This window comes from Enterococcus sp. DIV2385, assembly GCF_051711925.1.
GTDB classification, from domain to species: domain Bacteria; phylum Bacillota; class Bacilli; order Lactobacillales; family Enterococcaceae; genus Enterococcus; species Enterococcus faecalis.
Genome location: NZ_JBIONV010000001.1, coordinates 1 through 22,339 on the forward strand (window position 1 = coordinate 1; position 22,339 = coordinate 22,339).

At 38.0% G+C, this 22,339-nt stretch carries 16 protein-coding genes; 15 read left to right on the forward strand and 1 reads right to left on the reverse strand.

Going from position 1 to position 22,339, the window contains the following annotated elements; genetic code table 11:
- From dnaA to IGM04_RS00070, 14 genes are all read left to right on the forward strand, one after another.
- Positions 1–1,344, forward strand: a complete 1,344-nt coding sequence (gene dnaA / locus IGM04_RS00005; protein WP_002356013.1) for a chromosomal replication initiator protein DnaA — start codon at positions 1–3, stop codon at positions 1,342–1,344.
- A 201-nt stretch (positions 1,345–1,545) separates the two neighbouring features.
- On the forward strand, positions 1,546–2,676 hold the full coding sequence (gene dnaN / locus IGM04_RS00010; RefSeq protein ID WP_002356014.1) for a DNA polymerase III subunit beta: 1,131 nt from the start codon (positions 1,546–1,548) through the stop codon (positions 2,674–2,676).
- A 579-nt stretch (positions 2,677–3,255) separates the two neighbouring features.
- Complete coding sequence (gene yaaA, locus IGM04_RS00015) at positions 3,256–3,501, forward strand: S4 domain-containing protein YaaA (RefSeq protein WP_002356015.1); 246 nt, start codon at positions 3,256–3,258, stop codon at positions 3,499–3,501.
- Entirely contained in the window at positions 3,488–4,615 is a 1,128-nt protein-coding gene (gene recF, locus IGM04_RS00020; protein ID WP_010824889.1) for a DNA replication/repair protein RecF, read from the forward strand. The genes yaaA and recF overlap by 14 nt, the downstream gene beginning before the upstream one ends.
- Positions 4,612–6,561 carry a DNA topoisomerase (ATP-hydrolyzing) subunit B gene (gene gyrB / locus IGM04_RS00025; protein ID WP_002359210.1) on the forward strand — a complete coding sequence of 650 codons (1,950 nt, stop codon included), beginning with the start codon at positions 4,612–4,614 and terminating at the stop codon, positions 6,559–6,561. Before recF ends, gyrB begins: the two co-directional genes overlap by 4 nt.
- Positions 6,562–6,616: 55 nt before the next feature.
- Positions 6,617–9,118: a DNA gyrase subunit A gene (gene gyrA, locus IGM04_RS00030; RefSeq protein ID WP_002361457.1), complete on the forward strand. Its 2,502-nt coding sequence runs from the start codon at positions 6,617–6,619 to the stop codon at positions 9,116–9,118.
- 174 nt (positions 9,119–9,292) lie between these two features.
- Positions 9,293–9,595, forward strand: a complete 303-nt coding sequence (gene rpsF / locus IGM04_RS00035) for a 30S ribosomal protein S6 (RefSeq protein WP_002356019.1) — start codon at positions 9,293–9,295, stop codon at positions 9,593–9,595.
- 44 nt (positions 9,596–9,639) lie between these two features.
- On the forward strand, positions 9,640–10,206 hold the full coding sequence (gene ssb, locus IGM04_RS00040; protein WP_002364599.1) for a single-stranded DNA-binding protein: 567 nt from the start codon (positions 9,640–9,642) through the stop codon (positions 10,204–10,206).
- A gap of 25 nt (positions 10,207–10,231) precedes the next feature.
- On the forward strand, positions 10,232–10,471 hold the full coding sequence (rpsR, locus tag IGM04_RS00045; RefSeq protein ID WP_002356021.1) for a 30S ribosomal protein S18: 240 nt from the start codon (positions 10,232–10,234) through the stop codon (positions 10,469–10,471).
- A 156-nt stretch (positions 10,472–10,627) separates the two neighbouring features.
- Positions 10,628–12,652, forward strand: a complete 2,025-nt coding sequence (locus IGM04_RS00050; RefSeq protein ID WP_002363542.1) for a DHH family phosphoesterase — start codon at positions 10,628–10,630, stop codon at positions 12,650–12,652.
- A 5-nt stretch (positions 12,653–12,657) separates the two neighbouring features.
- On the forward strand, positions 12,658–13,110 hold the full coding sequence (rplI, locus tag IGM04_RS00055) for a 50S ribosomal protein L9 (protein ID WP_002356023.1): 453 nt from the start codon (positions 12,658–12,660) through the stop codon (positions 13,108–13,110).
- Positions 13,111–13,382: 272 nt separating this feature from the next.
- Complete coding sequence (gene dnaB / locus IGM04_RS00060; RefSeq protein WP_002381331.1) at positions 13,383–14,750, forward strand: replicative DNA helicase; 1,368 nt, start codon at positions 13,383–13,385, stop codon at positions 14,748–14,750.
- A gap of 237 nt (positions 14,751–14,987) precedes the next feature.
- On the forward strand, positions 14,988–16,280 hold the full coding sequence (locus IGM04_RS00065; protein ID WP_002359213.1) for an adenylosuccinate synthase: 1,293 nt from the start codon (positions 14,988–14,990) through the stop codon (positions 16,278–16,280).
- Between the two features lie 124 nt (positions 16,281–16,404).
- Positions 16,405–17,274 carry a DegV family protein gene (locus tag IGM04_RS00070; protein ID WP_002359214.1) on the forward strand — a complete coding sequence of 290 codons (870 nt, stop codon included), beginning with the start codon at positions 16,405–16,407 and terminating at the stop codon, positions 17,272–17,274.
- Positions 17,275–17,565: 291 nt separating this feature from the next.
- Here IGM04_RS00070 and IGM04_RS00075 read toward each other — a convergent pair whose 3' ends face one another.
- Positions 17,566–19,197: an ABC-F family ATP-binding cassette domain-containing protein gene (locus tag IGM04_RS00075; protein WP_002359215.1), complete on the reverse strand. Its 1,632-nt coding sequence runs from the start codon at positions 19,195–19,197 to the stop codon at positions 17,566–17,568.
- Positions 19,198–19,449: 252 nt separating this feature from the next.
- Here IGM04_RS00075 and IGM04_RS00080 point away from each other — a divergent pair, with 252 nt between their 5' ends.
- On the forward strand, positions 19,450–22,335 hold the full coding sequence (locus tag IGM04_RS00080) for a sigma 54-interacting transcriptional regulator (RefSeq protein ID WP_002367555.1): 2,886 nt from the start codon (positions 19,450–19,452) through the stop codon (positions 22,333–22,335).
- The last annotated feature ends 4 nt before the right edge of the window (positions 22,336–22,339 follow it).

Genomic DNA, 22,339 nt, shown 5'->3' on the forward strand with positions numbered 1-22,339 from the left:
ATGCCCGACGTGGAAAGTTTTTGGCATAGCCTTGAAGAAGCCTATCAAGCGATTTTGTCGGCGCCAAGTTTTGATGCTTGGATTAAAACCACACGCCCTTTGAAATTAGACAACAATCAATTGTGGCTAGAAGTCCCTTCTGCAGTTCATCGTGATTACTGGGAAAAAAATCTTTCGGCAAAAATTGTCGAAACTGGATTTAAATTGACCGGTGCAGAAGTGATGCCCCATTTTGTTGTTGCCGATGAAAAAGACGCAGCACTGGCACAAGAACTCGAAGAACCTGCCGAAGAAGAAGTTGTTTTTAGTGAACAAAGTAAAAAAGCGATGCTTAATCCTAAGTACACTTTCGACACCTTCGTTATTGGTAAAGGAAACCAAATGGCGCACGCTGCAGCGCTTGTTGTTGCCGAGGATCCAGGTTCGATTTACAATCCCCTTTTCTTCTATGGTGGTGTAGGGTTAGGGAAAACCCATTTGATGCATGCTATTGGTCATCAAATGTTAGTGAATCAACCAGATGCCAAAGTCAAATATGTTAGTAGCGAAACGTTTACGAATGAATTTATCAACTCAATTCAAACAAAGACATCCGAACAATTTCGGAAAGAATATCGCAATGTTGACTTATTATTAGTCGATGATATTCAATTTTTGGCGGAAAAAGAAGCAACATTGGAAGAATTTTTCCATACCTTCAACGATCTTTACAATGAAAATAAACAAATTGTTTTAACAAGTGATCGCCCGCCGAATGATATTCCAAAATTACCTGAACGATTAGTCTCTCGCTTTGCTTGGGGTTTGTCTGTTGATATCACCCCGCCTGATTTAGAAACACGGATTGCAATTTTGCGCAAAAAAGCAGATGCCGAGCGTTTAGAAATTCCGGATGATACACTAAGTTATATCGCTGGTCAAATTGATTCCAACATCCGTGAATTAGAGGGTGCTTTGGTCCGCGTTCAAGCCTTTGCAACTATTAATGGAGAAGATATTACCACTAGTTTAGCGGCGGACGCCTTGAAATCTCTAAAATCAGTTGGTAGTAAAAATCAATTGTCCATTTTACAAATTCAAGAAGAAGTATCCAAATATTATCATGTGCCTCTTAAGGATTTAAAAGGGAAAAAACGGGTGAAAACAATTGTGGTTCCTCGTCAAATCTCAATGTATCTTGCTAGAGAAATGACCGACAATTCCTTGCCAAAAATTGGTGCCGAATTTGGCGGCAAAGATCATACAACGGTGATTCATGCGCACGAAAAGATTCAGCAATTATTGGAAAAAGATCCAGCGATTCAAAAAGAAGTCAGTGAAATTAAAAATTTATTGAACTCTTAGGATGTGGAAAACTAAACAAAAAAGAACAAAGTTATCCACAACTTATACACAAGTGGATAACTTAGTAAAATCAATGCTTTTTTGACTTTTCCACAGAATCAACATGCCCTATTACTTTTATTATTTATTTATATATAATATACAAAACAGTGGCGTACAAAATTAGAATGTATTGAAAATACTTAAAAAGGAGTTTACATTATGAAATTAACGGTCAAACGAAGTGTCTTTTTACAAGAATTACAAACTGTTCAACGAGCAATTTCTTCTAAAACAACGATTCCAATCTTAACAGGTGTTAAAATTGTATTATCAGAAGATGGCTTATCACTTACTGGGAGTAACGCGGATATTTCAATTGAAAGTTTTTTAAGTAAAGATGATGAAAAAGCTCAAATGACCATTGAACGCACAGGTAGCATCGTTTTACAATCTCGTTTCTTTGGCGAAATTATTCGTAAATTACCAGAAGATATGTTCACAATGGAAGTTCTAGATAACAATCAAGTTGCAATCACTTCAGGAAAAGCTGATTTTACGGTTAATGGATTAGATGCGGATAATTATCCGCACTTACCAGTAATTGATACTCAAAACCAAATGAAATTACCTGTTCATTTATTGACAAAAATTATTAGTGAAACAGGATTTGCTGTATCGATGCACGAAAGTCGTCCAATTTTAACTGGGGTTCACTTTATTTTAGAAAATCAAAAATTACTTGCCGTTGCGACAGATTCACATCGTTTAAGTCAACGTGTGATCCCGACAGAACAAGCAGTAGAAGACTTTAACATTGTAATTCCAGGAAAAAGTTTAACTGAACTTTCTCGTTCATTAACCAATGAAGAAGAAATGGTTGAAATCAGCATTATGGAAAACCAAGTGCTATTTAAAACAGAAACAATGTACTTCTATTCTCGTTTGTTAGAAGGAAATTATCCTGATACCAACCGTTTAATTCCAACTAGCCATAACACGCAAATTGAATTTTATGTACCAGAATTGCTTTCAGCAATCGAACGTGCCTCTTTACTTTCTCATGAAGGACGTAACAATATTGTTCGCCTTTCAATTTCACCAGACTCTGTTGTTTTATATGGAAATTCACCTGAAATTGGAAAAGTCGAAGAAGCTTTAAACTATGAAAATGTTTCTGGTGAAGCGTTGGATATTTCTTTCAACCCAGATTATATGAAAGATGCGTTGCGAGCGTTTGGCGATATGAATATTACCGTGAAATTCCTTTCTCCAATTCGTCCGTTTACATTGGAGCCAACCGAAACAGAACTAGATTTCATTCAACTAATTACACCGGTTCGTACAAATTAATCATGTTTAAAAAAGACCTTCGGAAAATCACTATGATCGCCGAAGGTTCTTTTTTGTCGTCTGTTTAAAGCCGATAAACGCTGCTAGATAAGCTTTTTATAACTAGAATAGCTTTTACGCTAATATGATTGTGAATGTTTGAACTATCGTTTGACGAATAAATTCTGCCTTTTTTTTCGTGGATAAAGAAAAAAGCCCTTTAATTTTTCGTTTAAGGGCTGTTCATTTTTTTATGAATATTTCCTAGTGAAAGAAGTTTACGTTGCTTAAAACGACGCTCAGACCTCTACAAGCTACTTTTCTTCAATGCATGCCCTCTTCGTTTGTCTTTGAGTTACCCCAAATTGTTTTTTAGTTAAACGCTACTCGTCATTTCTGCCAAATCAGGCCCCTTTTTTCTCAAGAAAATATCAATTTCCGTTTTAAAATGCTTTTTAAGAGTTTTTTTATCCTAATAATATTTTCGGTCATTTAGAATTAAAATTGCTTAGAATGAAAATTAGACAGATAAATTTGTTTTCTCTTATGAAAAAGGGTATAATATATATGAGAACGTATTAGAAAAAAGAGGGATGCACATTGAAAAAAACGTTTGTTTTAGCAACTGAGTATATAACGCTTGGTCAGTTTCTTAAAGAAATCAACGTCATTGGTAGTGGCGGCCAAGCCAAATGGTATTTGGCAGACAATAGCGTGTTTGTTGATGGCGAGTTGGAAAATCGTCGCGGACGGAAACTTTATGCGGGCATGATGATTGAGATACCTGAAGAAGGTACTTTTTTTATGGTGAAAAACGGAAACGAGTCCGACGATGCGGCTGAATGAGCTGACACTTCAGCATTATCGTAATTATGAAACAGTCAACTTAGATTTTCCAAAAACGTTAAATCTTTTTTTAGGCGAAAACGCCCAAGGAAAAACCAACTTGTTAGAAAGCATTTATGTTCTAGCAATGACACGAAGTCATCGAACCAGCAATGAAAAAGAATTAATTGGCTGGGAACAAGCAGCAGCTAAAATTAGCGGTGTGGTTGAAAAAAAGACAGGCACCGTGCCGTTGGAAATTTTAATTTCCAACAAAGGACGTAAAACCAAGGTTAACCACATTGAGCAAAAAAGGCTCAGTGCGTACATTGGGCAACTGAATGTTATTTTATTTGCCCCAGAAGATTTATCTTTGGTGAAAGGCTCACCTCAAGTCCGCCGGAAATTTATTGACATGGAACTCGGACAAGTGAGTCCTATTTATCTTTATGATCTTGTCCAATATCAGTCTGTTTTAAAGCAACGGAACCAATACCTAAAACAACTAGCTGAAAAGAAACAAACAGATACTGTTTATCTGGATATTTTGACAGAACAGCTAGCTGAATTTGGCGGGAAAGTTCTATACGCTCGGTTAGGTTTTCTTAAAAAATTAGAACACTGGGCAAACTTACTCCATCAAAAAATTAGTCATGGACGCGAAACGCTCACCATTGACTACGCATCAAGCATCCCAATTGACAACACGGATCTTTCCTTAGAAGCACTTCAAAATCAATTGCTCCAACAATTAATGAACAATCGTAAGCGTGAATTGTTTAAAGCGAATACTTTTTTAGGCCCTCATCGTGACGATTTGCTGTTTATTGTCAATGGTCAAAATGTTCAAACGTATGGCTCACAAGGCCAACAGCGAACGACAGCTTTAAGTATTAAATTGGCAGAGATTGATTTGATGCATTCAGAAACAGGAGAATATCCTGTGTTATTACTAGATGATGTCATGAGTGAATTAGATAATGAACGTCAAATTCACTTGTTAGAAACGATTGAAGGCAAAGTTCAAACGTTCTTAACGACAACTAGTTTAGATCACATAAAAGACAAGCTAACAGTTGAACCAGATATTTTTTATGTTCAACAAGGCAAGATAGAAAGGAATTCAGCGACATGACAGAAGAAGAAAAAAACATGAGAGAACGTGCGCAAGAATATGACGCTAGTCAGATTCAAGTTTTGGAGGGCTTAGAAGCTGTCCGGAAACGTCCTGGTATGTACATAGGTTCTACTAGTGGCGAAGGGTTACACCACTTAGTATGGGAAATCGTTGACAACTCTATCGACGAAGCCTTAGCAGGATTTGCTAAATCAATTCAAGTAATTATCGAACCAGACGATAGTATTACTGTTATCGATGATGGTCGTGGAATTCCAGTCGGGATTCAAGCCAAAACAGGTCGCCCAGCTGTGGAAACAGTGTTTACAGTGCTACATGCCGGCGGGAAATTTGGCGGTGGCGGCTATAAAGTATCAGGTGGCTTGCACGGTGTTGGTTCCTCTGTTGTTAATGCTTTATCGACCAGTTTAGATGTTCGTGTTTATAAAGATGGCAAAGTGTACTACCAAGAATATCGTCGTGGTGCGGTTGTTGATGACCTAAAAGTTATCGAAGAAACGGATCGTCACGGAACCACTGTTCACTTTATTCCAGATCCTGAAATTTTTACAGAAACAACCGTTTATGATTTTGATAAATTAGCAACACGGGTTCGTGAATTAGCCTTTTTAAATCGAGGCTTACACATTTCAATTGAAGACCGTCGTGAAGGACAAGAAGATAAAAAAGAGTATCACTATGAAGGCGGGATTAAGAGTTATGTTGAGCATTTAAATGCCAATAAAGACGTTATTTTCCCAGAGCCAATCTTCATTGAAGGAGAGCAACAAGATATTACAGTGGAAGTGTCAATGCAGTATACAGATGGCTACCACTCAAATATTTTAAGTTTTGCCAACAATATTCATACTTATGAAGGCGGAACGCATGAATCTGGTTTTAAAACTTCTTTAACACGTGTGATTAATGACTATGCACGTAAACAAAAATTGATGAAAGAAAACGATGAAAAATTAACTGGGGAAGATGTTCGTGAAGGCTTAACCGCAGTGGTTTCCATCAAACATCCCGATCCTCAATTTGAAGGACAAACGAAAACGAAATTAGGGAACTCAGAAGTACGGACCGTTACGGATCGTCTATTCTCAGAATACTTTACAAAATTTTTAATGGAAAACCCAACAGTCGGCAAACAAATTGTCGAAAAAGGCATGTTGGCTTCAAAAGCTCGTTTAGCCGCTAAAAGAGCCCGTGAAGTCACCCGTCGTAAAGGCGCGTTAGAAATTAGCAACTTGCCAGGGAAGCTGGCTGATTGCTCAAGTAAAGATCCGGAAAAATGCGAATTATTTATCGTCGAAGGAGACTCGGCCGGCGGTTCAGCAAAACAAGGCCGTAGCCGTGAATTCCAAGCCATTTTACCAATTCGTGGGAAAATCTTGAATGTCGAGAAAGCCAGCATGGATAAAATTTTAGCCAATGAAGAAATTCGGTCATTATTTACAGCTATGGGAACAGGCTTCGGCGAAGATTTCGATGTTTCTAAAGCACGTTATCACAAACTAGTGATTATGACCGATGCCGATGTCGATGGTGCGCATATTCGAACGTTGTTATTAACCTTGTTCTATCGCTTCATGCGGCCAATTGTTGAAGCTGGTTATGTGTATATTGCCCAACCACCACTATATGGTGTGAAACAAGGGAAAAACATCACCTACGTTCAACCAGGCAAACATGCTGAAGAGGAACTAGCAAAAGTGTTAGAAGAATTACCTGCTTCACCAAAACCAAGTGTTCAACGTTACAAAGGGTTGGGTGAAATGGATGATCACCAACTTTGGGAAACAACAATGGACCCAGAAAAACGATTAATGGCGCGAGTGAGTGTCGATGATGCCATTGAAGCTGACCAAATTTTTGAAATGCTAATGGGCGATCGTGTGGAACCACGTCGTGCGTTTATCGAAGAAAATGCCCATTACGTGAAAAACTTGGATATTTAATGTGTCGCAACGTTGTAAGAGACGCTAGAACATATATTTAGAGGGGAAAAAATTCATGAGTGAAGAAATTAAAGAAAACATTCAAGACGTCAATCTGACCAGCGAAATGAAAGAATCTTTCATTGACTACGCAATGAGTGTTATCGTAGCCCGCGCGTTACCTGACGTTCGTGACGGTTTAAAACCTGTTCATCGCCGAATCTTATATGGAATGAACGAATTAGGGGTAACCCCTGATAAACCACACAAAAAATCAGCCCGGATTGTTGGGGATGTTATGGGTAAATATCACCCCCATGGGGACAGTGCGATTTACGAATCAATGGTGCGGATGGCACAACCTTTTAGTTATCGGGCTATGTTAGTTGACGGCCACGGAAACTTCGGTTCTGTCGATGGTGACGGCGCTGCCGCTATGCGTTATACCGAAGCACGTATGAGTAAAATTGCTTTAGAAATGCTACGAGATATTAACAAAAATACAGTCGATTTCCAAGGAAACTATGATGATTCAGAACAAGAACCAGTAGTCTTACCTGCTCGTTTTCCAAACTTACTAGTTAACGGAACAACGGGGATTGCGGTGGGGATGGCAACAAATATTCCACCACACAATTTAAGTGAAGTGATTGATGCAACAAGTTTATTGATGGACAATCCTGATGTAACGACGAATGAATTGATGGAAGTGTTACCTGGACCAGATTTTCCAACAGGCGGTTTAGTGATGGGGAAATCAGGGATTCGCCGAGCATATGAAACAGGGAAAGGTTCGATTACTGTTCGTGCAAAAGTTGAATTGACTGAAATGCCGAATGGAAAAGAACGTATTTTAGTAACTGAATTGCCTTATATGGTGAATAAAGCCAAATTAATCGAACGAATTTCTGAATTACACAGAGATAAACGAATTGAAGGAATTACTGATTTGCGGGATGAATCTTCTCGTGAAGGCATGCGGATCGTCATCGATGTTCGTCGAGATGTGAGTGCCTCTGTTGTGTTAAACAACTTGTACAAAATGACTGCCTTACAAACATCTTTTGGTTTTAACATGTTAGCCATCGAAAAAGGCGTACCGAAAATTTTAAGCTTGAAACGTATTTTAGAAAATTACGTCGAGCACCAAAAAGAAGTCATTACTCGCCGGACGATTTTTGACAAAAACAAAGCAGAAGCACGGGCGCATATTTTAGAAGGTCTACGAATTGCCTTAGATCATATCGATGAAATCATTGCCATTATCCGTGGATCACAATCAGATGACGAAGCAAAAGCAACGTTAATTGAACGCTTTGAATTTTCAGATCGTCAAGCGCAAGCGATTTTAGATATGCGTTTACGCCGTTTAACAGGCTTAGAACGCGACAAAATTGAAAATGAATATCAAGAGCTATTGAAATTCATTGCGGACTTAGAGGACATTTTAGCCCGCCCAGAACGCGTCATTGAAATCATTAAAACAGAGTTAAATGACGTTCGCACAAAATTTGGTGATGCACGACGCACAGAATTATTAGTAGGTGAAGTCTTAAGTCTTGAAGATGAAGATTTAATCGAAGAAGAAGAAGTCGTGATTACGTTAACCAATAACGGCTACATTAAGCGGATGGCAAACTCCGAATTCCGGGCGCAACGCCGCGGTGGACGTGGTGTCCAAGGGATGGGCGTTCATGATGATGATTTCGTGAAAAACCTAGTTTCTTGTTCAACACACGACACGTTATTATTCTTTACGAACACTGGGAAAGTTTACCGAGCAAAAGGTTACGAAATCCCTGAATACGGTAGAACAGCAAAAGGAATTCCAGTGATTAACTTACTGGGAATTGATTCTGCAGAAAAAATTCAAGCGATTATTTCTGTTGAGGGCAAAGCGGAAGCAGGTAAATACTTGTTCTTCACAACCTTAAAAGGAACCGTCAAACGGACAGCCGTAACAGCCTTTTCTAATATCCGTAGTAATGGATTAATCGCCATTAGCTTAAAAGAAGATGATGAGTTAGTTAACGTGGTAACGACTAATGGCAATCAGAAGATGATTATCGGAACACATGCAGGATACTCTGTCACGTTTGATGAAAATACTGTACGTGATATGGGCCGGACAGCATCAGGTGTTCGGGGAATCCGTCTCCGCGAAAATGATTATGTGGTCGGTGCAGCGATTCTGGATGAAAACAAAGAAGTCCTAGTCATTACTGAAAATGGTTATGGTAAGCGTACAAAAGCTTCTGAATATCCAGTTAAAGGACGTGGCGGTAAAGGGATTAAGACAGCAAATATCACTGAGAAAAATGGTCCATTAGCTGGTTTAACCACGGTCAATGGGGATGAAGATATCTTATTGATTACGAACAAAGGCGTCATTATCCGCTTTAACGTTGATTCTGTTTCTCAAACAGGACGCGCAACATTAGGGGTTCGTTTAATGAGAATGGAAGATGGTGCCAAAGTGGTAACAATGGCTGTTGTAGAACCAGAAGAAGTGGAAGAAGAAATCGTTGAAGTTGTAGAAACAACAGAAAACGAAACAACATCAGAAACAGAAGAATAACATAAAAAAGTTTCGCCAGTTGGCGAAACTTTTTTATTGGGGCTTTTCAAAACTATTTCTTGCTTTTGTCCATCAATTAGCATATAATTAGAGATTGTGAACTACCTTTTTAGGTATGTTCTCCTTGCTCTTAGCCAACTAAGAGCCTTGAAGTCCATAGGGAGGTGAAAATCAATGAGTCAAGATACGAAGTACGAAATCATGTACATTATTCGTCCGAACATTGATGAAGAAGCAAAAACTGCTTTAGTAGAACGTTTCGACACAATCTTAAAAGATAACGGAGCAGAAGTTATCGAATCTAAAGATTGGGAAAAACGCCGCTTAGCATATGAAATGAACGGATTCCGTGAAGGCATCTATCATATCGTTAACGTTACTTCTCCATCAACAGCTGGCGCAATCAACGAGTTTGATCGTTTAGCAAAAATCAATGACGATATTATCCGTCATATGATCGTGAAGGTAGAAGCATAATTTGTTTCACATGAAACATTTATTGACGAAAGGAGATGTTTTGAATGATTAATAACGTTGTATTAGTCGGAAGATTGACAAAAGATCCTGACTTACGTTACACCGCTAGTGGTTCAGCTGTTGCGACCTTTACACTTGCTGTAAACCGTAACTTTACGAATCAAAATGGTGACCGTGAAGCAGACTTTATCAACTGTGTGATTTGGCGTAAACCCGCAGAAACAATGGCTAATTATGCCCGTAAAGGTACATTATTAGGTGTTGTCGGAAGAATTCAAACTCGTAACTACGAGAACCAACAAGGTCAACGTGTCTACGTAACTGAAGTGGTTTGTGAAAACTTCCAATTGTTAGAATCTCGTTCTGCTTCAGAACAAAGAGGAACTGGCGGCGGTAGCTTTAATAACAACGAAAATGGTTATCAATCACAAAATCGTAGCTTTGGTAATAACAATGCCGGTTCTGGATTTAATAACAACAACAATAGTTTCAATCCATCATCTTCTCAGTCGCAAAACAATAACGGTATGCCTGATTTCGATAAAGATTCTGATCCATTTGGTGGCTCAGGTTCATCTATCGACATTTCAGATGATGATTTACCATTCTAAACGAATTTGATAGGAGGGAACAAGAATGGCACAACAAAGAAGAGGCGGACGTAAACGTCGGAAAGTCGACTACATCGCAGCAAACCACATCGAATACATCGATTATAAAGATACTGAATTGTTAAAACGATTCATTTCAGAACGTGGCAAAATTTTACCACGTCGTGTTACAGGTACTGGCGCTAAAAACCAACGTAAATTAACGATTGCTATTAAACGCGCACGTATCATGGGATTATTACCATTCGTTAGTGACGAACAATAATTTTATGACAATTTCCAGAACCAAAGAGCTTGCTCTTTGGTTCTTTTTTATCTTGACTAGTGTTTCACGTGAAACATAACAAGGTTCGCAGAATGAAGTGTTTTGTGATAAAATAAAGGATGAAATAACTAGTGAATCACCAGAGCAATATGCTCGTTGGAACAAGTCGCCTCAAAGGTCTGCAGAAAGATTGGAGGCAAAAAAATGCAAAAGAAGAGAATTCAAAAAAACGGTTTCTTAATTGTTGTGGGTCTTCTCTTAGTAGAATTTCTCCTCTATTTCTTACTGACAAATAAATGGCTGCTATTGGCGGTAATTATCGCATTAGATATCTTTCTCTTAGTGGTTATTCGGCTGTTGATTAGAGATGTAGAAATTACGAACGTAGAAAAGATTCAAGAAGCAAGTTCCATTGCTGAACAATCGTTGGATTATGTTGTGAATGAAGTACCTGTAGGAATTATTACGTATAACGGGGAAACACGCGCGGTAGAATGGCTTAATCCTTATGCTGCTTCTATTTTTAATAAAGACAATCAGCTAACGTTAACCGCTAGCCAAGTTACGTCTTATTTAGAATTAGCAGAACGAAACCAAGATATTTTTACGATTGACGAAAATACCTATCGCTTTAGCGTCAATAAAGAACAACATACAATTACTTTTGAAGATATCACTAAAGAAAGTAATTTGTATCAAGAAAAAGTCGAAATGCAAACGGCTATTGGCATTGTGTCTGTCGATAATTATGATGATGTCACCGATACAATGGATGAGAAAGAAATTTCTTATTTGAATAGTTTCATTACGACGATGGTTTCTGATTGGATGGACCAATACAAAGTTTTTTATAAGCGAATCAACGCAGAACGTTATTTTTTCATTGCCCAATGGGAAGATATTCAAAAAATGATGGACGAAAAATTTTCTATTTTGGATACGATCCGTAAGGAATCAGCTAACCATGAAGTAGCCATTACGTTAAGCATGGGGATTGCTTATGGGGGGCCAACATTAGATCAAACCGGGACCACGGCTCAAACAAACCTAGATACAGCTTTAGTACGTGGCGGCGATCAAGTGGTTGTAAAAGAAGCCAAAGATGAAGCGAAGCCGTTATTTTTTGGTGGAAAAACGGCAGTAACGACGAAACGTTCCCAAGTACGTTCTCGCGCAATGAGCATGGCAATTAAGGGAATTATTGCGGAATCTGCTGACATCTATATTATGGGCCATCGTTATCCAGATATGGATGCGTTAGGTTCAGCATTTGGTGTTGCTCGTTTAGCCTCGTTTAATAATCGAAAAGCGTGGATTGTTTTAGATGAAAATGAAATCATTCCCGATGTCAAAAGAGTGTTAGAGGCGATTAAAGAGTACCCAGAATTAGAAGAGCGCATTATTAGTCCTAAAGAGGCCATGAAGCGCAAGAAAGAAAGTAGCTTATTAGTTATGGTAGATTACCATAAACCGTCTCTATCGATCTCACAAGAGCTCTATGAGCGTTTTGATAAAGTAGTAATCATTGATCACCATCGACGAGGAGACGAATTTCCAGCAAAACCCTTGCTTTCTTATATTGAATCTTCTGCCTCTTCTGCTTCAGAATTAGTCACAGAATTGATCGAATACCAAAGTAATAGCGCAAATAAACTGCAGGCCTTTGAAGCAACCATGATGTTGGCGGGAATTGTGGTTGATACGAAAAGTTTCAATACACGAACGACGGCGCGAACATTTGATGTGGCTAGTTATTTACGAACTTGTGGAGCAGACTCATCTTTAGTACAATATCTATTAAGTTCTGATCTTACAAGCTATCTGGAAATGAACAACTTAATCTCTAAAAGCGAATATGTCACAAAAGATACCGTCGTTGTTGCCGGGAGTGAAGACAAAGAATATGATAGTGTCACAGCTGCCAAAACAGCGGACACATTACTTTCTATGGCAGGGATTAATGCAGCATTTGTCATTACCAAGCGGACGGATCAACAGATTGGCATTAGTGCTCGGAGTAATGGTTCAATTAATGTCCAAATTATTATGGAAAATTTAGGTGGTGGCGGTCACTTTACTAATGCGGCAGTACAATTATCAAACGTAACAGTAGCAGAAGTAAAAGAGCAACTACTTGATGTAATTCGTCAAAATATTAATGAAATGTATGAACAGGAGTGAAGGAAATGAAAGTCATTTTTTTACAAGACGTTAAAGGAAAAGGAAAAAAAGGGGACGTAAAAGAAGTGCCAACTGGTTACGCCCAAAACTTTTTAATTAAAAATGGTTATGCGAAAGAAGCCAATAAAGGGAGCATGAGTGCGTTAGCGGGTCAAAAGAAAGCCCAAGAAAAACATGAAGCAGAAGTTTTAGCACAAGCAAAAGAAATGCAAGCCTTTTTAGAAGATGAAAAGACTGTTGTAGAGATCAAGGCAAAAGCTGGAGAAGACAGCCGTTTATTTGGCTCAATTCCTTCAAAACAAATTGCAGAAGCCTTAAACAAACAATACAATGTAAAATTGGATAAACGCAAAATCGAATTAGCCAACCCAATTCGTTCTCTAGGTTACACTAACGTACCAGTCAAACTACATCATGAAGTTACAGCGAAAATTAAGGTTCATGTCGTAGCGGAATGATACAATCGATAAAAAAGAAGCCGATTTCTCCGGCTTCTTTTTTATGCCAAATAAATTACTCTAATTATTTTTATAATATTTAAAAATCAAATATACAACAATTTAAATTAACGAAAGTATTATATTTTTATTAATTGTATATTTTTTAAAATTGGGAAGTGAACTAAAAATAGAGAAATCAGCAGAGAAAAAATGTACTTTTTTTAATGAAATTGTGTTAAAATGGATAGACTAAATGAACCAGAAAGTAAGACATCGTGGGAGAGAACAAAATGAATGAATTATTGCAAGATAGGGTACCGCCACAAAATATTGAAGCGGAACAAGCCGTTTTAGGTTCTATTTTCTTAGATGCAGATGTGCTAATAGAAGCGATGGAATATGTGGAACCTAAAGATTTCTATCGTCGTAGTCATCAGTTGATTTTCCAAACGATGATGACCTTAAGCGACCGAAATGAAGCGATTGATGTGGTAACAATCAAAGATCGCCTAGAACAAGAGAATTTGTTAGAAGATGTTGGTGGACTAAGTTATCTGTCAGATTTAGCTTTAGCTGTGCCGACAGCTGCCAATGTCATTTATTATGCAAAAATTGTTGAACAAAAATCGTTGCTGCGCAACTTAATCCAAACTGCTACAGAGATTGTAACTAAAGGCTTTGAGCAAGGTGAAGATGTTGAATCTATTTTGGATGATGCAGAACGAAGCATTTTAGAAGTCTCTGAAAAGCGGAATCGCAGTGGCTTTTTATCAATTTCAGATGTTCTAAATACAACTATTGCGAATATTGACCAATTATACCAAAATGATGAAGAGATTACTGGTTTACCTACAGGCTATCAAGCATTGGATAAAATGACTGCTGGCTTGCAAGCGGAAGAGCTAATTATTTTAGCGGCCCGTCCAGCGGTAGGGAAAACCGCTTTTGCATTAAATATTGCCCAAAATGTCGGCACCAAAACAGATAAAGCTGTCGCTATTTTTAGTTTAGAAATGGGGGCAGAATCATTAGTGAACCGGATGCTTTGTGCAGAAGGATCCATTGAGGCCAGCCATTTAAGAACAGGGCAATTATCTGAAGAAGAATGGCAAAACTTAATTATTGCGATGGGTAGTTTGTCCCGTGCGAATATCTATATTGATGACACACCAGGGATTAAAATTACCGAAATTCGTGCGAAATGTCGTAAATTAGCACAAGAAAAAGGCAACTTAGGTCTAATTTTGATCGACTACCTACAATTGATTGAAGGAACTGGAAAAGAGAACCGCCAACAGGAGGTTTCTGATATTTCACGTCAATTAAAAAAATTAGCGAAAGAGTTAAAAGTCCCAGTTATCGCTTTGTCACAGCTTTCTCGTGGCGTGGAACAACGTCAAGATAAACGTCCTGTGTTAAGTGATATTCGTGAATCAGGTTCCATTGAGCAAGATGCCGATATCGTTGCCTTTCTTTATCGTGATGATTACTACGATCGTGGTGAAGGAGAAGACGGCGATCATGAGCCACCAGAAGTTGACAATGTTGTAGAAGTCATCATTGAGAAAAACCGTAGTGGTGCGCGTGGAACGGTCGAATTACTTTTCATTAAAGAATATAATAAATTTTCTTCGCTTTCGCCGAGGACAGAATTTTAAAAAAACGAACTCATTTTTTGAGTTCGTTTTTTTGCTTATTAAGGGATTAAAATCAGAGAGTAAAACACGAACAATATTCGTATATTTTATTATTTTACAAAAACATAACTAAAAATGTTCGTATTTTTGACAGAAACGCTTTTGATTGTGAAAGAATATTCGATTTTTACCCTTGAAAGGGACTGGTTTTACTGGTACAATGATTCAGGACAAAAAAATTATGAACGAGGTGTTCGAATGTCATCAGTAGTAGTTGTTGGAACGCAATGGGGCGACGAAGGTAAAGGAAAAATTACAGACTTTCTAAGTGAAAACGCAGAAGTGATCGCTCGTTACCAAGGCGGAGATAACGCCGGACATACCATTAAATTCGACGGCGTAACGTATAAATTACATTTAATTCCTTCAGGGATTTTCTATAAAGAAAAAATTAGTGTAATTGGTAACGGCGTAGTTGTGAATCCAAAATCTTTAGTAAAAGAATTAGCTTATTTAAAAGAAAATAATGTTGCCACTGATAATTTACGTATTTCAGATCGTGCCCATGTCATCTTGCCGTATCATATTAAATTGGATCAATTGCAAGAAGATGCGAAAGGTGAAAACAAGATTGGGACAACGATTAAAGGAATTGGCCCAGCCTACATGGATAAAGCAGCACGGGTGGGAATCCGTATCGCTGATTTATTGGATAAAGAAATTTTTGCGGAACGTTTGCAAATTAACTTAGAAGAAAAAAATCGTCAATTCGTTAAAATGTTTGATAGCGAAGCCATTGAATTTGATGATATTTTTGAAGAATACTATGAATACGGACAACAAATTAAACAATATGTTACAGATACTTCGGTTATTTTAAACGATGCATTAGATGCTGGAAAACGGGTTTTATTTGAAGGGGCACAAGGTGTCATGTTGGATATCGATCAAGGAACCTATCCATTTGTTACTTCCTCTAATCCAGTAGCTGGTGGCGTAACTATCGGTAGTGGCGTTGGTCCATCAAAAATTAATAAAGTGGTTGGTGTCTGCAAAGCGTACACTTCACGTGTCGGTGACGGCCCATTCCCAACAGAATTATTTGATGAAACAGGAGAAACCATTCGTCGTGTCGGTAAAGAATACGGAACAACAACAGGACGTCCGCGTCGTGTCGGTTGGTTTGATTCAGTAGTTATGCGTCATTCAAAACGTGTATCAGGAATTACAAACTTGTCATTAAACTCGATTGACGTGTTAAGTGGTTTAGAAACGGTGAAAATTTGTACAGCTTATGAACTTGATGGTGAATTAATTTATCATTATCCAGCAAGCTTGAAAGAATTAAGCCGCTGTAAACCAGTTTATGAAGAATTACCAGGTTGGTCTGAAGATATCACTGGTTGCAAAACTTTAGCCGATTTACCAGCTAATGCTCGTAACTATGTGCATCGGATTTCAGAATTAGTTGGTGTGCGCATTTCAACATTCTCTGTAGGTCCAGACCGTAACCAAACGAACGTTTTAGAAAGCGTTTGGGCACAAATTTAAGCAGATTTTTAAGGGAACGTAAAGGATGGCTTATGCCAGTTCAGCCTTTACGTTCTTTTTTAATTTTATATAAAAATGAAAAACTATGGTAAAATAAAAGAAAACATGAAGGGGGCAATTGTCCGTGAATTATCAATTAGTGACAGATTCTTGTTGTGACTTGCCGTATACATACTTAAAAGAAAACCAAGTACCTTTTATTAGCATGAATATTCAAATTGACGGGAAAGAATATCGCGATGATTTAGGTGAAACGTTTGATTATCAGAACTTCTTAACGGCTATTAAAAATGGAAGTATGCCCACTACCTCTCAAGTTAATGTGGGACGCTACAATGAATTTTTCCGTCCTTTTGTGGAGCAAGGGTTACCGGTGATTTATTTAGCTTTTTCATCTGGGTTAAGTGGCTCTTATCAAAGTGCGTTGCAATCAGTAGAGATGTTAAAAGAAGAGTACGATAATGTAGAAATTCATATTATTGACACAAAAGCAGCTAGCTTAGGTCAAGGGATGTTAGTCCGAGAAGCCATTCGATTACAAACAGATGGTCATTCATTAGGAGAAGTTGTTGCCTATCTTGAAGAGCAAAAAATGAAACTTCACTCGTGGGTAACGGTAGATGATTTAAAACATTTAGAACGTGGCGGACGGATTTCTAAAACAGCGGCAGCACTTGGTGGCTTAATGAACATTAAACCAATTATTCGCGTGGATGCGGCAGGCAAACTAGCATCCGTTGGTAAAACTCGTGGACGAAACAAGTCCTTGCAAAAGATTGCGCAAGAAACGATTCAAGGCATTGTAGAGCCAATGAAACAAACACTGTTGATTGCATATGCGGGAACGAAAGATGACGCGGAAAAAGTCAAAGAATTAATTGAAAAAGAAATAGAGGTTAATGAGATACTGATTTATCCTCTAGGACCCACCATTACTAGTCATACCGGAATAGGTTGTATTGCTGTGTTTTCTTTTGGTGAAAAAAGAAAATAAAAAATGAGCCTGGGACAAAAATCACTTTGGATTTTTGTCCCAGGCTTAAAAATTGATAAACGGCGGGAACAGAAGCAACACTACGCGTTGCTCCGATCTCAACAACTTCTAAGAGCTAAAGCTCTAAGAGTTGAAGGTCCTTCGGAAATAAGCCGAAATTGTTGAGAATCACGAAGAACGTAGTGATTCGATGATGAACAATACCTACTTGGTCTCCAAAAATTATAGAACAATTTTCGGAAATTCCTTCTTATTTCTCGGAGTTAAACGCTTCTGTCCCGACCTCATTTTTTAATAATCTGAACTGAATAAAACGTCCATTTGTTTTTGAATTTCTGGGTTTTCCAAGAATTCATCATAGGTTGTTTCTGCTCGATCAATGACCCCTTTATCAGAAACAGCAATAATTCGGTTCGCTAATGTTTGGATAAATTGGTGGTCATGTGAAGCAAAAAGAATTGAACCAGTGAAAGCCATCAACCCATCATTTAACGCAGTGATTGATTCTAAGTCTAAGTGGTTCGTTGGATCATCTAAAACTAAGACATTGGCTTTGGAAAGCATTAATTTTGAAAGCATGACACGCACTTTTTCGCCTCCGGAAAGAACATTGACTGGTTTTAGTACCTCTTCACCAGAGAATAACATCCGACCTAAGAAACTACGTAAGAACGTATTGTCATCTTCTTCTTTACCAGCAAATTGACGTAACCAATCTAAAATGGTTAATGGCTCTTCAAAGTCTTTGCTGTTGTCTTTTGGTAAATAAGCTTGGCTAGTTGTAACGCCCCAACGAACAGAACCTGTATCGGGAGTAATTTCGCCCATAATCACTTTGAATAACGTAGTCGTTGTAATATCTGAGTCAGCGATGAATGCCACTTTATCATCTTTTGTTAAGTTGAACGAGATATTATCTAAGATTTTTTTGCCATCAATCGTTACAGAGACATTTTCAACTTGTAATAAGTCATTGCCGATTTCACGTTCTGGTGTAAAACCAACGAATGGATAACGACGAGAGGAAGGTTGAATGTCATCTAAGGTAATTTTATCTAACATTTTTTTACGAGACGTTGCTTGTTTTGATTTTGAAGCATTGGCGCTAAAACGAGCGATAAAGTCTTGTAATTCTTTGATTTGTTCTTCTTTTTTGGCATTAGATTGTGCTTGCAATTTTGTCGCTAGTTGGCTTGATTCCAACCAGAAATCATAGTTACCAACGTAAAGTTTGATTTTACTAAAGTCTAAATCTGCCATGTGAGTGCAGACTTTGTTTAGGAAATGACGGTCATGGGAAACCACGATAACGGTATTTTCAAAGTTGATTAAAAATTCTTCTAACCAATTGATTGAGCGGGTGTCTAAACCATTTGTCGGCTCGTCTAATAGTAAGACATCTGGTTTACCAAAAAGAGATTGAGCTAATAACACTTTGACTTTTTGACCAGCTGTTAATTCGCTCATTTTTTGATCATGTAATTCTTCTGGAATGTTTAGCCCTTGGAGTAAAACAGCTGCTTCAGGTTCTGCTTCCCAACCGTCAAGTTCAGCAAATTCGCCTTCTAGTTCTGCGGCACGAATCCCATCTTCATCTGAAAAATCTTCTTTCATATAGATAGCATCTTTTTCTTTCATTACTTCGTAAAGACGTTTATGTCCCATAATTACAGTTTCTAAAACAGTGTAGTCTTCGTAGTCAAAGTGATTTTGTTTCAGCGTTGCTAGTCGCTCATTAGGACCCATTGAAACCACGCCAGTTGTCGGTTGAATCTCACCTGATAAAATTTTAAGAAACGTTGATTTTCCTGCACCGTTTGCGCCGATTAAGCCGTAACAGTTGCCAGGAGTAAATTTAATATTCACTTCTTCAAAAAGTTTACGATCTGGAAATTGTAAACTTACATCATTAACAGTAATCAATTGTTTTCCTCGCTTTTAATATATTCTTGAACCTCTCTGCATTATATCGGCTACAGAACCTTTTTTCAAGGAGTTTCAATCTTTTTACAGAAACGAATAAAAAGGTGGGTTTTTTATAGAAAAAAGGCGCTTTTTTAAAATGTTTCATGTGAAACAGAAATTTTTTTCATGAAAGGGTTTTTAGTGTATTTTTTTAATGATACACTGTATCATGTAAATTAATTAGTGTATCGATTAAAGGAGCCATCAAAAATGAAGCGGATTGAAAAAATCTATCAATATGTTAAAGAGCAAACGAAGAATTTAACGCCAATGACCTTAACAAGTGATGCGGGAGTCACGACACAAGAAATTTCAGAACGTTTAAACATTCAGCGGACCAATGCTAGTAAAGATTTGAATCAACTGGTTCGTGAAGGGCGCTTGAAAAAATTATCTGGTCGACCAGTAAAATATGTCGCGCAGGTGGCGTTTCAGCATCGACCATTAACCAAGCCAGTTAAAAGTTATCGGGAAAAATCAATGGATCATTCCACAAAAACTTTTATCGAACCATTGGTTGAACCAGTAGTCACGACCAGCAAAACCCCAGAAGTTGAAGATATTTTCAAAAAAATTATCGGTTCAGCTGGAAGCATGAAAACGCCGGTGGAACAAGCCAAAGCAGCGATTTTATATCCGCCAAAAGGCTTGAATTGTTTAATTACTGGACCAACAGGTTCTGGGAAAACTTATTTTGCTCATGCCATGTTTCAATTTGCGAAGCTGAACCAAATTGTGGCCAAAGAAAAAGAGTTTGTGGTGTTTAACTGTGCAGACTATGCGCATAATCCAGAACTTTTGATGTCGCATTTATTTGGGTATGTAGAAGGGGCCTTCACAGGCGCTACGAAAGCGAAAGAAGGGATTATTGATGAAGCAGATGGCAGCATTCTGTTTTTAGATGAAGTACATCGGTTACCACCCGAAGGACAAGAAATGATTTTTTATTTTATGGATCACGGCGTGTACGCGCGTTTAGGTGAAACAGTGAAATCACATCATGCGGATGTTCGGATTATTTGTGCTACGACGGAGAATCCTACTTCTTCTTTATTGAATACTTTTGTGCGACGCATTCCGATTATCATTCAATTACCGAACTTTAGTGACCGTCCTGCGAAAGAAAAAATTGACCTCCTAAAAGTGATGGTTTCAATGGAAGCAGCGCGGATTCAACGGCGAATCTCTTTGTCAGAAGATGTGGTCAAAGCGTTAATTGGAAGTGTTTCTTATGGAAATGTCGGTCAGCTAAAATCGAATGTGCAACTTGTGACTGCGCGAGGGTTCCTTAATCAGATGGAACAAGAGGAATTAATGATTACGATGGACGAATTAACGGACAATATTAAAGAAGGCATTATGCAACTTGCCAGTAATCGAGAAGTATTGTCGGAGTTATCGAAATATCTGGAACCGCAATTAGTGGTATCACCAAATGAATCTTTAGTAGCTATTCAGTCAGATGCCTATGAATTGCCTTACAATCTATATGAGATTATTGGAGATAAAGCGGCTCTCTTAAAAGCAGACGGCTTGGACCAAGAACTAATTAATAATTTTATTACAACGGATATCAATGTTCATTTAAAATCTTTCTACAAAGATTATGGGTTCACCTTTGATACAGAAAATAAATTGGCTGAAATTGTTGACCAACGAATTATTGATGTCACCAAGAAAATTTATAATTTTGCAGCGAAGCGGTTATCGTATTCGTTTCAACCCAACTTTATTTATGCAATGAGTTTACACATTAGTTCTTTCTTGAAACGCATCCAATTAGGCAAAGATCCTAAGCATCCTTTAAATGAAAGTATTCGAAATATGGTTTTAGATTATCCAACAGAGTTTGAAACAGCGAAAGAAATTAAAAATATTATTGAAAGTAGTTATCAGATGGAGATTCCTGAATCTGAAAGTTACTATTTAGCTGTTTTGCTCATTTCTTTAAGAGAAAATCCTGAGGCTGGCCGGATTGGCATTGTCGTGGCTGCGCACGGAAATAGTACCGCTAGCAGTATGGTACAAGTGGTTTCTCAATTGTTAAATGTTGATAATTTGAAGGCTGTGGATATGCCGTTAGATATGCCACCGAAAGAAGCTTTGCGTAAAATCGTTGAAGCAGTTGGTGAAGTGAATGAAGAAAATGGTGTACTATTATTAGTGGACATGGGTTCATTAAGTACGTTTTCAGAAGAAATTGTACGCCAGACAGGCATTGATGTGCGGACAGTAGACATGGTGACCACGCCAATTGTTCTTGAAGCGGCCCGCAAAACCGCATTAATTGATACGCAATTGGAAACACTTCACGAGTCTTTAAAAAACTTTCATGGCTATGCCGATATTCGCCAAAGTGAAACGAAACAAATCATTGAAAATTGGAAAACAAGAGCAATTATTGCTATCTGCGCTTCTGGAGAAGGAACTGCGCGCCGAATGAAAGAGCTTATTGAGGAAGCTGTCTTGCCACAAATAGACTGGCATTTAGAAGTGATTCCTTTGTCCATTGTAAATATGAAAGAAGTCTTGCCTAAAATTCAAGAAGACTATGAAATTATTGCGACAACTGGGATTACCAATCCCAAAATTGGAGTTCCTTATATTTCCATGGAAAATTTCTTTTCCGGTGAAGCAGAAAAAATTATTCAGCAATTACTAGCAGAGCGGAAAGAAGAAGTAATGAATAAGCCGTTGGACGAAGCGGCAGCAAAAGAAATTTGTCTCAAATATATGGAGCAAAGTTTCACTTTTATTAATGGAAAAAAAATCATTGAGCTGTTGTGGTCATTCGCTAAAAATATCCAAACCCAATTAGCGATGCCAGAAGAGTACACATTTTACATCAATTTGATTATGCACACATCGGGCATGTTGGAGCGTATTTTACGGAATGATACACTGACGGTTTCAGAAAAGGAACTTGGTCGATTGGTTCAAGAACCAATTTATCCAGTGATTGTGGCCTCAATTGAGACTATGGAAGAAGCTCTTAATATGGATGTTCCAGCAGAAGAAGTTTATTTTATCGCACAGTTAGTCAAAAATGCCCAGTGTATCGAAGATAAAATCACCGAAATTGATACACTAGATTAATACA

Excerpts from the sequence above, each read along its gene's own strand:
- rpsF (WP_002356019.1), top strand. The coding sequence starts at position 9,293 with ATGAGTCAAGATACGAAGTACGAAATCATGTACATTATTCGTCCGAAC.
- dnaA (WP_002356013.1), top strand. The coding sequence starts at position 1 with ATGCCCGACGTGGAAAGTTTTTGGCATAGCCTTGAAGAAGCCTATCAA.
- dnaN (WP_002356014.1), top strand. The coding sequence starts at position 1,546 with ATGAAATTAACGGTCAAACGAAGTGTCTTTTTACAAGAATTACAAACT.
- rpsR (WP_002356021.1), top strand. The coding sequence starts at position 10,232 with ATGGCACAACAAAGAAGAGGCGGACGTAAACGTCGGAAAGTCGACTAC.
- IGM04_RS00080 (WP_002367555.1), top strand. The coding sequence starts at position 19,450 with ATGAAGCGGATTGAAAAAATCTATCAATATGTTAAAGAGCAAACGAAG.
- dnaB (WP_002381331.1), top strand. The coding sequence starts at position 13,383 with ATGAATGAATTATTGCAAGATAGGGTACCGCCACAAAATATTGAAGCG.
- rplI (WP_002356023.1), top strand. The coding sequence starts at position 12,658 with ATGAAAGTCATTTTTTTACAAGACGTTAAAGGAAAAGGAAAAAAAGGG.
- gyrB (WP_002359210.1), top strand. The coding sequence starts at position 4,612 with ATGACAGAAGAAGAAAAAAACATGAGAGAACGTGCGCAAGAATATGAC.
- ssb (WP_002364599.1), top strand. The coding sequence starts at position 9,640 with ATGATTAATAACGTTGTATTAGTCGGAAGATTGACAAAAGATCCTGAC.
- IGM04_RS00065 (WP_002359213.1), top strand. The coding sequence starts at position 14,988 with ATGTCATCAGTAGTAGTTGTTGGAACGCAATGGGGCGACGAAGGTAAA.
- gyrA (WP_002361457.1), top strand. The coding sequence starts at position 6,617 with ATGAGTGAAGAAATTAAAGAAAACATTCAAGACGTCAATCTGACCAGC.
- recF (WP_010824889.1), top strand. The coding sequence starts at position 3,488 with ATGCGGCTGAATGAGCTGACACTTCAGCATTATCGTAATTATGAAACA.